The 12,222-nt window shown below is 54.4% G+C and carries 11 protein-coding genes; 5 read left to right on the top strand and 6 right to left on the bottom strand.

The genetic code is table 11. The features are described 5' to 3' along the window. Positions 1 to 26: 26 nt before the first annotated feature. The gene (locus tag ABUK73_RS20440; RefSeq protein WP_233125071.1) at positions 27 to 266 is read right to left on the bottom strand and encodes a hypothetical protein; all 240 of its coding nucleotides are present in this window, start codon (positions 264 to 266) and stop codon (positions 27 to 29) included. Positions 267 to 484: 218 nt separating this feature from the next. Here ABUK73_RS20440 and ABUK73_RS20435 point away from each other — a divergent pair, with 218 nt between their 5' ends. Both ABUK73_RS20435 and ABUK73_RS20430 read left to right on the top strand, forming a co-directional pair. Next, a complete protein-coding gene (locus ABUK73_RS20435; RefSeq protein ID WP_353578896.1) occupies positions 485 to 2,233 on the top strand; it encodes an AAA family ATPase in 1,749 nt (582 codons plus the stop codon). A 2-nt stretch (positions 2,234 to 2,235) separates the two neighbouring features. Beyond that, positions 2,236 to 3,042, top strand: a complete 807-nt coding sequence (locus ABUK73_RS20430; protein ID WP_353578895.1) for an FtsH/Yme1/Tma family ATP-dependent metallopeptidase — start codon at positions 2,236 to 2,238, stop codon at positions 3,040 to 3,042. Between the two features lie 263 nt (positions 3,043 to 3,305). On the opposite strand, the gene ABUK73_RS20425 is transcribed toward ABUK73_RS20430, so the two are convergent. Further along, the gene (locus tag ABUK73_RS20425; protein WP_353578894.1) at positions 3,306 to 4,415 is read right to left on the bottom strand and encodes a hypothetical protein; all 1,110 of its coding nucleotides are present in this window, start codon (positions 4,413 to 4,415) and stop codon (positions 3,306 to 3,308) included. Positions 4,416 to 5,462: 1,047 nt separating this feature from the next. Here ABUK73_RS20425 and ABUK73_RS20420 point away from each other — a divergent pair. Continuing rightward, the gene (locus ABUK73_RS20420; protein ID WP_353578893.1) at positions 5,463 to 7,175 is read left to right on the top strand and encodes a flagellin N-terminal helical domain-containing protein; all 1,713 of its coding nucleotides are present in this window, start codon (positions 5,463 to 5,465) and stop codon (positions 7,173 to 7,175) included. 258 nt (positions 7,176 to 7,433) lie between these two features. On the opposite strand, the gene ABUK73_RS20415 is transcribed toward ABUK73_RS20420, so the two are convergent. Both ABUK73_RS20415 and ABUK73_RS20410 read right to left on the bottom strand, forming a co-directional pair. Further along, positions 7,434 to 8,138, bottom strand: a complete 705-nt coding sequence (locus tag ABUK73_RS20415) for a hypothetical protein (protein WP_353578892.1) — start codon at positions 8,136 to 8,138, stop codon at positions 7,434 to 7,436. Continuing rightward, positions 8,135 to 8,857 carry a hypothetical protein gene (locus ABUK73_RS20410; protein ID WP_353578891.1) on the bottom strand — a complete coding sequence of 241 codons (723 nt, stop codon included), beginning with the start codon at positions 8,855 to 8,857 and terminating at the stop codon, positions 8,135 to 8,137. The genes ABUK73_RS20415 and ABUK73_RS20410 overlap by 4 nt, the downstream gene beginning before the upstream one ends. Positions 8,858 to 9,082: 225 nt before the next feature. Between ABUK73_RS20410 and ABUK73_RS20405 the strand changes: the two genes are divergently transcribed. Both ABUK73_RS20405 and ABUK73_RS20400 read left to right on the top strand, forming a co-directional pair. Then, the gene (locus ABUK73_RS20405; RefSeq protein ID WP_353578890.1) at positions 9,083 to 9,526 is read left to right on the top strand and encodes an ATP-dependent metallopeptidase FtsH/Yme1/Tma family protein; all 444 of its coding nucleotides are present in this window, start codon (positions 9,083 to 9,085) and stop codon (positions 9,524 to 9,526) included. 953 nt (positions 9,527 to 10,479) lie between these two features. Beyond that, positions 10,480 to 10,662: a hypothetical protein gene (locus tag ABUK73_RS20400; RefSeq protein WP_353578889.1), complete on the top strand. Its 183-nt coding sequence runs from the start codon at positions 10,480 to 10,482 to the stop codon at positions 10,660 to 10,662. A gap of 318 nt (positions 10,663 to 10,980) precedes the next feature. Here the strand turns inward: ABUK73_RS20400 and ABUK73_RS20395 are convergent, their stop codons facing one another. Together ABUK73_RS20395 and ABUK73_RS20390 are read right to left on the bottom strand one after the other, a co-directional pair. Then, positions 10,981 to 11,247, bottom strand: a complete 267-nt coding sequence (locus ABUK73_RS20395; RefSeq protein WP_353578888.1) for a WGR domain-containing protein — start codon at positions 11,245 to 11,247, stop codon at positions 10,981 to 10,983. 179 nt (positions 11,248 to 11,426) lie between these two features. Further along, on the bottom strand, positions 11,427 to 12,110 hold the full coding sequence (locus ABUK73_RS20390; RefSeq protein WP_353578887.1) for a hypothetical protein: 684 nt from the start codon (positions 12,108 to 12,110) through the stop codon (positions 11,427 to 11,429). Positions 12,111 to 12,222: the final 112 nt, after the last annotated feature.

Here is a 12,222-nt window from a genome sequence, read left to right as displayed (position 1 = left end):
TTGTGGCTACAGACATCGTTTCCGAGTTACCACCACCCCACACACGCCAGCGTTCCGAGGCGTCGTCGGCGCCGTGCCGCACGCGTTTGCCCGCCTCCCGCGATGATCCAGCGGTGCCCGATGATCCAGCCGTGATTGTCGGCCTTGCCCTCGCCGTCGCGCGACAAGCAAATGGCGGTATGACGTCGATGCCGTCCGTGCTGCTTGATCGGCTTGATCAGCATGCGCGCCAGGGAAACGCCGCCTGCAGAACCGTTCTCGATCATGTGACCAGGAATACCAATGGATATTGCCACTCCCTAGGCCGCGATGGCGTTCAATGTGCCTTGGGTCAGGAAACCTGCGTGGCAATTATTGCCGCGCCCAGTTTACCGACGTCGGAGGGCAATTGATGGATCGTTTGTCTTCCTTCTTGCTGCGGCGCCTCCGGCATGTTCAACGCAAAAAAATCCGTCGTCAGGCGGTGTGCACTGGGCTGTTGTCGATGGCCACCACTGTGATCAACGGGCATGTCGTTGGGTGCTACCGGCCTCTGTTCGACCCCCGCCATCTGGCGGGTGACGTCGAGCGCGACCGGCACTGGCTGCAGGACAACCTTGCTGCCTTCCTGGTGGAGCCACCAAGCGATACTGCATCGCGTACTGGTCAACCCGACGTCACGCCAGACTGGCCCGTGCAGATCAGGCGAGGTGGTCCGTCTGTCGCTTTTGATGCAAGCGCCGCCGCCTACGCCGTCCGCATGGTGGCCAAGGCTGGTGACGTGCCAAACCTCAAGCACATGGCAACCGTGTTATCGCTGGCCGCCGCACTGCAAGGGTCGCACGTTTCGGTGCGTGATCTGGTCATGCACCTTCGGCAACCGGCATCCGTCTTCTCGGTAGAGGTTCCAGTCGAGGGCTTTGAGCGCTCCTTCACGCGCCTCATCGAGGAAACAGACTTTATGCCGTTCGGACCCTATGTCGGTATGGCTGCCAATTTTGCCTTCGTCGATGACCTCTGGTGTTGGGTCGGCGGCGAGACCAAGCGCGTCTTTCTTCAGGTCGCTGCCGAACGTCCGAGCCGCTCATCGATGCGCGAGCAAATCCTGTGGGCGCTGGCGCACGCAGTTCCGGTTCTCGGGCTGACCGAGACTGCCTCAGGCATTCCGGAACAGATCAATTTGACCTGCGACGTCCGTATTACGGGATCGGAGCTGGATGGCAGATTGATCACCGATATCCTTGAAGCGATCTTTGGCCGTGAGGTGGTGACGCGCAACGATAGCGCTATTGCCGAGATCGATGCTGGCACCTTGACACTTGACGACCTCGCCATCGCGATCCGGCCGGGCCGACCGTTTCAAGCGTGTCTCGATGCGCTGGTCGGGCTCGCGACGTTAAACCGTGAACAGGAGAGCGATGAGGATGGCGACCGCAAAGGCGATGGCGCGCCGAAGCGACGTATCGCCAGCCAGAGCAGCAGCCAGTTGCGCGATAAGTTGGATGGCAAGGCAGGCGAAGACGCCTCGTCATCGCAAGGCAGGAGAAAGCAGGGAGCAGACAGGCGCCCGACCGAGGTTGAGGTCATTCACCCGGAGTGCGTCGGTGAGACAGCAAACGCTGCACAACCGTCGTTGCGGGTCGAGACCCTGACCGGTTATGGTCCAGCCCAGGATTGGGCGCTCGGTCTCAGACAAGATCTTGCGGACTACCACGCCAAAACACTGGCGTGGTCGCAGATGAGCACCAAGCTTCTTCTGTCCGGACCACCGGGAACCGGTAAGACCATCTTTGCAAGGGCACTGTGCAACACGCTGCAGGTTCCCCTGGTGGTAACCTCTGTCTCGACCTGGCTTCAGGGGGAATATCTCCATGATGTGCTGAACCGGATGGCGGATACCTTTGCGCAAGCCAGATCCCAGGCGCCGTGCATCCTCTTCATCGACGAGATCGACGGCATTGGATCACGCGTCTCGACGTCGCGCGAATACGGTGACTACTGGAATGCCTGCGTCAACAAGATGCTCGAACTGCTGGACGGTGCAGTCAAAAGCGAGGGCGTGATCGTTGTCGGCGCGACCAACCGACCTGACACCATCGATGAGGCGTTGCGCCGGTCAGGACGGCTGGAGACCCATGTCGCAATTCCAAAGCCGGACATTTCGGCGCTGGTGGGTATCCTCGCGCATCATCTTGGCGATGATCTCGACACCATCACACGTGATGTGCGCCGCAACGCAGATGAGGTCCAATGACAATGATGGAGACGACGGAACTGAAGACCCGCCTGAAGAGTGACACCGAGGCATCAGGAAGCCAAGACGTCGAAGGGGGAGATCCGCAGGGAACGACCGACGCGGTACTGGCGGCACTTAAACGCCTTGCGACGCGCGCCATGGGTCTGACCGGTGCTGACGTCGAACGCATCGTGCGCGAAGCAAGACTGAGAGCGCGGCGCGAGAAGCGACCCCTCACCTACGCCGATCTCGAGGACGGGGTTCGGGGTCATCGGCCGCCACTTCCCCATGATGTGCGGTGGCGACTTGCTATGCATGAGGCCGGCCACGCCGTCGTCCATCACGCGTTGCGTCTCGGATCGATCAAGGCTCTGACGATCGACAGCACGGACGGCGGTCGCAACGACCTTTCGTTTACCGGGAACGGCCCAGACACCTCGGCCTGGTATGAACGTCTACTGGCACTGCTCCTGGCGGGCAGAGCGGCAGAACTCATCAGTCTCAAGTCTGCCTCTGCTGGATCGGGCGGCGCCGAACAAAGCGACCTTGCCCGCGCCACTCGGATCGCCTTGGAAATGGAGCAGACGCTAGGGTTCGGAAGAAGGCACCCCCTCCTCTACCTTGAGCACAAAGATCCAACCGCGATCCTCAGCCTTGACGCCGATCTGGCAAACCGCGTCCATCAGCGCCTCGAATTCGCTCAGGCACGCGCGACCGAGGTGATCCTTGAAAACCGTGCCGCCTTCGAAACGCTGGCGCGCGCCTTGTTCGATGCCCAGGCGCTTGAGGGCCAGGCCGTGATGGACATCCTGATGAGCCCCAACTGAGATCCAGCCAACGGCTACTTCCGACGCTGGCTGGGCAAACACGTGTGGGGAGTGACGCGGGCGGCAAGCGCACCGGTTTGATCAAACCCGGTTTGCCGCACGTCGCCAGTTCGGGAAAGCGACCTCGAAAAAACAGCCGTGACGTCGGCGACGGTCAAGGCCGCCGAAGGGCTGCCAAAAACCAAACAACCAAAAGGGCCGACAAGCGGCCCTTTTGGTGGTCCGAGACGGCCGGACAATCCGGCCGCTCTTCCTGGTGACGCTTACACCAACATCGGCAAAGCGAGCGATGCATCATCGAGGTCGGCAAGTCCGACGTCCGGGACAAGTGCTGGCACGTTGCCAACAGCCTGCCGTTTCGATGCCGAACCGTCGGCCGCGATCTCGTTCACCACGGCTTGGTCATAGCCGACGTCTGACACCGCGACATTGCTCAGGACGGTGTACTCGACTGCCTCGATCATCGGCCTAGTCAATGGCCACTTGGGCTTCCGATCTTTTGAGACGCTCCATTCCAGAACCGGCACTACTTCGGTATCCAGCCACGCCTTGACCAGAGCAGCCTTTGGCCACTCCTCGATGCTTCCAAGAATGAAAAGCGTCTTTGTGACATGGGCCCACTCGCTACCAGCCGGGAAGGCCGCCAGTCGCGTATTGCGACCGAACTCGAGATCGGCCTCAATGAAGAGGGCCAGACTTTCCAGCTCCTGCCGTGCAACACGGGCGAGTTCCTGGACAGATCGCGACAGCGCTTCCTTGATGACCCGTTTTTTAGCAAGTGCCGCGCGGATGATCTCAAGGATGTCACGGACATGCGCAATGAACGCCTTCAAGCCGGTGCGTGTCTTCTGGGAGATGAGGGCCTTCAGACCGCTTGCGCCGCCAGTTGAGAACAGTTGGGCTTCAGGACCATCTTGCCCATCCTCGTCCCTTTTGCCACCCTCGATAATGGATTTGACATCCGCAACTTTCAAACCGCCGTTGTCGTCAGCGAACGCGATGGCTTCTTGAATCTGATCTGCGCTTGCAGCACTCAGATGGAAGAGAACGGTTGATCCGATCGAGAGATCAACGAGCTCATCGCGGTAGTCGGACAGATTGCGGAAAACCGACATGTAGTTGCGAGCACTACGGGCTTTGATGCCGCAACGTTTGTCGACCCATGTATCGAACGCGCCTTCCGGCACGAGCGCTGCAGCCTGCTGCAAGCGATCGCCGAGCTCGAAAGTCTGTTCTGTGGAGCGGCGCCCGATGTCGATGATGTGGACAGCGGCGTCCTCTAGTCGCGTGGCGACCTCAGCGCCGAGATTGAGAGTGGTGTAGAGAGCGGTAGACGTCTGAGAACCGCGGGCAGTCAAAGAAAGGTTGGCCAAGTGTGCCTCCTAAAGAGTTGAAACAACGTTCAGCACTGATCGTATTGAACAACCCTATAATCATGTATATATAGAAACGTGTCAAATTACAGTATATCCAACTATAAGTATAAATTGGATAATAAACTTCAAAATCGATAACTTTCTGATTTTTAATCATAGATAATGGGAAATAAAAACATGTATATAAAATATTTGACGCTTTTATGAACTTTTTTTGCTACCGCACAGCTCAGATATACATTTGAAGATAGATCAAACTTTTCGTCAACAATGCCCCCAATCCCAAAACAGAGCCTTCCTAAAATATCATTTGCTCGCAGAAATATCGATCAATGTAAAAAACGCTCGCTGGTGACCGCCGCGATTATGTTGCGGCCGAAGAGGGGTTTCGCATGGAAAAAAGATACGGGGTGGTCGTCCATTAGGGTAAGCCAGTCGGGGTGTTCTTTCATCTGTTTGCGGTACCGGAGGACACCAGAACTCGCAAACTCTGCTGCTCTCGTTAGATATCCTTCACGTCGATATCTCTCACTTGCTCGCGCGAACAACGAGGACAAAAATGCCATATCAGCGCTTACCAAAAGCTGTCAAAATCCGTCGCGATAAGACTGTCCGCGACTTTGTGAAACCACTGCCCCTGACTTAATGAAATCGCTGCCCGCTACTTGCTGAAATAACTGGTCGTGACTTTGCGAAACCCGCAGTAACGGCCATAAGTTGAAGAATTGCGTTGAGTTGAAGTGCGCCGCGTCTGTGACGGCATTGGCCACCGACGTCAAACATTCATTTACTGGTTGCATTTTAAAAGAAGTTGAGCATATATTTACTTCGTCTTAACCAAGGGCTTGGCAAGAAGATTACACGATTATTCCGATCCGTTCGGAAAGCCAAACCGAAATTGAAAATTTCTCGGTGGGCGCGGTCCAGGCATTATGACTGGCACCCTATCTGGGTTAACCGTTTGAATGTTTAGTTAAATTTTTCTGCTTTCTATCGGCTCCTCGCTTCGGGCTGGTCGCTAGCGTGTGCCTTCGGACGATTAACATGACCAGCATATTGACGAATACCGGCGCAATGACAGCACTTCAAACGCTTCGATCCGTGGGATCGAATCTATCAGGTGTACAGGAGCAAGTCAGTTCTGGGCTGCGCGTTAAAAGTGCTTCTGATAATGTAGCTTATTGGTCTATCAGTACGACGATGCGTTCCGATAACAAGGCACTTTCCGCTGCAAGCGACGCGCTTGGTGTCGGCGCTGCAAAGGTCGACACTGCTTATGCCGGAACGGAGGCAATAGTCGATATCCTAACAGAGTTCAAAGCTACCCTTGTCACGGCAAAGGAAACTAGCACGGACGAAGCTCAGATTCAAAATGCACTTGCTCAGCTAAACGCTCAGGCGGAAGCCATTGTCGTCTCGTCCAGCTTCAGTGGCGTGAACTGGCTGCAAACCTCGGCAAGCGAACATATCAACGATGTTAACGTGCTTTCCGATCATGTCGTGGAAGGCTTCATCCGAGACAGCAATGGCGGAACAAAAATCACGCAGATGGAAGCCGATCTCAGAAAAACCAGTATGCTAAACACGGGAGGTGGCGGCATCCTGCAAAAAGATGTGTTAGATTATTATATGCCCCTTTCCGGCATGTACACGAATAGCTTTTATCATGAAGGTCATGAAGACCATTATTTCAAAGGTCCGGTTACCTTCAGCAATACAGACAACGTCAACTTCAAGTTAACGATTGATCAAAGCCCCGAAAGTGCTGGGGAAACCTTCACGATCAACATTGACAAGTCGGTAGTAGATACTGCGTTAAGCACAACTGACGGCGTAATTAGAAACGTCGGCGACCTACGGCTCGTCATGCAGAAGGCGTTCAATGACGCCGGAGCGGGTGCCTATGCCGATGTGTACGGGCATACGGCCACCGCGCCAAATGATCCCAGCAGCTATGAGATCCGGTCCCTTGAGACAAGCCCTCATGTCGGGTCGAGCATATTTATTAGCGATGTTTTGACGTCATTTCCATCGACTGCGACTGAGGGAACCCTTGGTCTGAAGACGACGCCACGTGTTGATCACGACAACATGATCACAAGCTCAAGAATGAGCTATGTGCAGCCTTTCAAGGTCATGCTTGATGCGACGATATCTTTCGATCTAAGCATCGACAATAACCCGGTCAAAACTTATACCATTGACCGCGCCTCTGTCGATGCTGCGCTTGGTACGACTGACGGCATGATCAGTAGCGCCGCAGACCTGAAAACTATTGTAGACCACCTAACAGCCGGAGCTGGCATGTCCGTTACGGTCTCTGGCGGGCAATTGACCTTCCAGGCAGATCAGAATGTTTATCCGGGGTACGGTAACAAGGCTGTCGAGTTTAACATAAGCTCTTTTCGACCAAACCCGCCGTTTACTTTGCGGTTTGATCTGGCCGAAATTGACATAACAACCAGTAATTTCACAGTTGACGAATATGTTGAGGGTGTCGAATTCATGCTTAATCAAGCCATTGACAGTGCTGCCACTCTTGGCTCCTTACAACAACGTATCGATTTGCAGGAAGAATATTCCCACAAGCTCATGGACGGTATCGAAAGCGGCGTTAGCCGACTGGTTGACACCGATGTGGAGGAAGCATCGGCAAAGCTTGCTGCTTTGAAAACCCAACAACAATTAGCCATTCAAGGATTGCAAATTGCGAACGGCGCACCAGGTATCTTGTTACAACTATTTTCCAATCCTTAAGACGCTGGTCAGAACTGTGTCGAAGCATTTAACAATCTCATATGATATCGCGGCGTAATCGTCGGCATTGTAGGCCACGGTCATGAATTACACTGGCAACTGGTATCAGCGTATGAGTCGATGTATTTGACACACTTCGTTGTACACAGTTTGGTATCGACCTCTTTGGCGTCTCCATGATCAGCAATGATCCAGCGCTGGGCCGATTTGCTTCCGCCAACGAACAGACTGGACCGAGGCTTCGTCCACCTCAAAAGATCAGGCAACAAGCCTCGCGTTGCGGCGGGCTATTTCCTCTAATTGAGGGATGGTCAGGCCGAGCGCAGCGGATGCAATGCCGTAATACGCTTCTTTGGCATTATCCGTGTGAAAACAAATGCCATCGTCGCCCTTTGACAGATCGAAGCCAAGGAACCTCTTGTTGTCGTCGATCAACATATGCAGACCAAAAAACACCTGCGAGAAATCCTTTGACTTGATCTGGTAGATATCGCCCTTGCCAGACGTGTTGATCTCGGCGTTAAAATTGCCGATGAAAAACTGCTGGACGGAGCTAATGCCGGCTTTGCGTTCTCCCCACACTTCACCAATCTTGCAGGATCCAAGCCATGGAGCGACGTTTTTGGCAATGAGGGAGGCGTGAATGTGCTTTTTCAACTTGTGTCCGGCTGGTAGTCTCGTCGTGAACAAATCCCAGTTTTCATCGCCAAGGATGCTTAGGTTTGACACCGTCACACCGGCAATCTCCTCTGCGGCCATACGAGCGATATCGATAGGCCTGATCTTAGGTTTTGAAACACGCCCGCCGGATTGATTTTCCTCACCGAAAAACCAACTCGAGTATTTGGTGGCCCCAACAGGGACGTCTCGAGCTGCTGCTGCGTTTACGCGAGCCTGAGCGGCAATGTTGGATACATTTGCGCCGAAGCGCGCGTTATAGTCAAGATTGCTCACTGTGCTCATCTGCGAGGCCCTCGGGTTTCAGATCCTGTGAAATGTTTATGCTTGGGTTGTCCTAAATGGCGTCCTTTGACGCTGTTATTTTCGTTGCGATCAATCTCCATGAGTTGCTCGATGGACATCCCGGTGCTGATGGAGGCAATGGCGTAAATAGCCCTGGCCAGATCTTTAGTCTGAAAATAGACGCCGTCCTTGCCATGATTGAGATCAAACCGCTTCGCACGTCCGGTCTTGTCGATAACAACACCCACGCCGAAGAACATTCCGCTCGCGCCATCAATTGGCGTATAAAAATTGCGCAACGACGTGTCAAGTTTTGCGTCGAAGTTCGTCACGTAGAATTCTGCCGCCGTAAACTCGTCGTCCTGACGATCAAGGATGACCCGACCGACCCTGCATACACCATGCAACGGAGACGCAGTTGGTGTGCGAGCTTCTATCGATCTCCTAAGCCGACTTCCTTGCGGCATCCTGACTGATACCGAGCCGTAGGTTTTGGTTCCGATTTGCTCCATGACGGCACATGTGAGCTTCCGGGTCGCCTCGTGAAGGTCCAGTGGTGCACCAGGAAGGAACGTGCGCGGGAATTGCTGTACGGCATCTCCATCGAACCAGTTGAGATAGCGTGGCTGGTCGGGGTCTTCCGCACCCAGATGCGGGCGCCGATCCAGCATCTTTGCACGAACGGGATCTGTCTTTTTTGCTATCATGAGTTCACGCATACTGCCCCCCTCAAGGGTCACGCATTGGCTCCCTTTCGTCGAAGTGCAGATAAACCCGTTTCTATTTTCGACTCTGCTAATGAATGCACTAAAATTTTAGCGAAATGAGCGATTATTGCACAAAGTGACACCGAGGCATCGGGAAGCCAAGACGTCGAAGGGGGAAACCATCAGGGAAAGACCGACGCGGCACTGGCGGCACTTCAACGCCTTGCGACGCGCTCCATGGGTCTGACCGGTGCTGACGTCGAACGCATCTTGCGCGAAGCAAGACTGACAGCGCGGCGTGGCAAGCGACCTCTCACCTATGCCGATCTCGAGGAGGGTGTAAGAGGTCATCGGCCGCCCCTTCCCCATGATGTGCGGTGGCGACTTGCGATCCATGAGACCGGCCACGCCGTTGTCCATCACGCCCTGCGCCTCGGATCGATCAAGGCCCTGACGATCGACACCTCGGATGGCGGCCGCAACGATCTGTCCTTTGCCAGTAGCGGTCCAGACACTTGCGCCTGGTATGATCGAGTGCTGGCATTGCTCATGGCGGGCAGAGTCGCAGAACTTATCGTTCTCAAGACGGCCTCTGCAGGATCGGGCGGCGCCGAACAGAGCGACCTTGCCCGTGCCACACGCATTGCGCTCGACATGGAGCAGACGCTGGAATCAATGTAAAGAAAGCTCCCTGTCGACCGCCGCGATTATGTTGCGGCCGAACAGAGATATCGCAATTAAAAAAACGATGAGCGTCGGCCCTGCTTCAGGGAGTTGGCGTAACCCCCGCCTTCTTGCCCTCACTTGTCACTATCCTCGCCACTGGGCATCAAGGAGAACTTCGTCTTCCACTCACAGAGTAAAAGCTCTGACACCCAGCCGCTATGGGACTTTCCAACTGCGAACCAGCACCGTTAGGAAAACAAGATATTCATCGGACCCAGCAAGTTTCTAGCTACCAGAAATTTACCGGGTGTTCACTTTTGCCGTGCAATTTCGACGCCAAGCGCGAAATGTATTCAGTACGCGCGGCATCCTCAACTTTGCCCGCCGACTTGGCGGATTTTGTTTTCGTTCACGGCTGCCGATCTGGGATGATCCACCAAAATAGCTGGACGAGGTCTCGCCACCTTCTGACCATGTCTTCCCAGGCATGGACGGCCTGTCGGCAGCCGTAAATTGCCAAAAGCGTAACGGCAAGCAATACCAGCCACGGCCATATGCGGCGCTTTCGTTTTGGTCCGCTTTCGATCTCGTTCAATGTCGCGCCTGCTTTTCTCTTCTTGTTGGATTTCGTACTCGGCTTGCTGGAGTGCTACCTCAATCAGATATGTGAGAAAGTCTCGATTCATTGCCTGAGCTGATTCACGCGCAAGCTAGAGCGCTTCAAGCGCGTTTTTCAAATCTTCCATTATCCACTTCACTCGAACGTTAGATAAAATGAATTCAGGCGTTCCATGGCTATCGCTCATCGCCTAACCGCGACGTGAGCTTGACTCTCCACAAGCTCATGTTCACAGCAAGTGGGGATAATAATTCCCTGTTAAGTCGACAGATGAGCCGCGTCGAGGAGTGATCAGTACGCAAGGTTTAAGCAACCTTCCATCGGCAGTATGCCATGGCTGGGAGGATGCATGAGTACCACCGAAGTCAACTACCCCGAAGATTTAAAGCTGATGGCTTGGTCAATTACAGCTAAGCATCTTTGCCGGGGCGAAGAAGATGTCACGAAAATTGTCGCTGATGCCATATGGCAAGAGCGGCAGAAATGGGCTTCGAATATAGCACCCGATACTGAAAAGAACACTGCCAGTTAGCATTGAGCAGACCGCCATATCTGATTGATACAGAAGCCCACCGTCACCTGACAACGGTGGGAAAAACTCCGCAACGTGTGCAGCTCAGAGAGCAACAGATGCGATCGACGCTTTTCTGAAACAGAGAATCGCATTTCGAGAGTTTGGAATCCAATGAACGCAATTTGCATCAAGTCGCAGGCAACGTGATCAACGTTCAGGCGATATCTGCTGAATCCGAAGGAATTTAAGCTCTGCCCTCCGGCGTCATGATCTGCGGACGCCTGGACATCTCCCATCCCTCCAAGTCCGAAAATGGGCCGCCCGCTCTCCCCTCCCCTACTGAACCGGGCCATTTAGAGGTGCAGGTGCCAGATAGCCGCGGATCGTCTTTCGTCGCAGAATGTCAAGAAACACGATCAGCGCGTCCTCCCTTCGCGCGAAGTGCTGCGTCTTGCATTGGCCCCGGCAGCCAATCCTGCCCCAGGTCCGCGTGAGACACACGTCTCCAAACAGAGTAGATGTCATGTCGAGGACGTAGTACCGCGCCATGTTTCGGCGAGTGTCAATTCGTTCGATATAGACACGGTTCGGCTGTGTGCTCATCCCAACAGAATCGAAAAACTGGCGGCAGATGTCCAACGACAGTTTTGAATCGGTTCATCGATACCGATTCATAATTTTGATGCGAACTGTTTGAGCGCGATCTGTCACCCGACCTGGTAAAAAACACCGCTATGCGATCTTTTGAGCTCAAGGATAAAGAGCTGCCGAATAACACATGTTCATTTCGCGAAAGGTATCGCGTCGTCTCGTTCGCGCGTTCCGGGTGGAAGGCCTTTGCGGTCGTCGTCAACCATCATTCCTCGGGTAGAGTAAGTGAGGTTGACCCAGAGGCGGTCCCACATCGCAGAACGCACCCCTGAGCGATATCCTTCGTGTTCGCTCAAAGCCTTGTCGCGCCACCGGTCAGCGATCTCGGCAGGTACGAGCGCGAAGAACATTGTATCGCCTTCTGTCGCATCGATCGACAGGAGAACCTTACCGATCGCTTGGATGCTCTGCTCCAACTCCTTTGTGGCCTCGGCATATTGAGCCCAGACGAGGTCACGATAAGCGCTTATCGGTCCCGGCGGTTGTTCTCCAATGATCAGAGGACCGAAAACGGCATTGGCGAAAGGGCCGAGCGCGGTCTTGTCAATAATGCCGCCTTCTTGCCAGATCGAGAAAATATCGCTGGTGTACTTATCTTCCACCGAGTGGAGCTTGCCTGCGTTGTCCAACAGATTGACGGCGGCAAGAAACAACCGATGACGCGCAGAGTAATCCTCTACGCCGTAAAATCCGACGGTCTCCATATCCGTGGGCGGGTTGACCGCCATCTCCTGAGCTCGCTTGACGATGGTAGGATCACCTCCCGAGAAATCGGAGGCGAAGGCGATGATATCGGCAAAATCGTCAGATGGCATTTCGGCTCCTGCAAATTGGGCTGTAGAAAGGATGCAGAATAGGGCGGCGATCAGAGAACCGTACCGCGCTAATTTCCAAGTTGGCTGATCATTTCGCTAAAAATCCCTCTTG

Source organism: Agrobacterium vacciniicorymbosi (assembly GCF_040427045.1).
Lineage (GTDB): Bacteria > Pseudomonadota > Alphaproteobacteria > Rhizobiales > Rhizobiaceae > Agrobacterium.
This window is presented reverse-complemented; position numbering and strand designations above follow the sequence as displayed.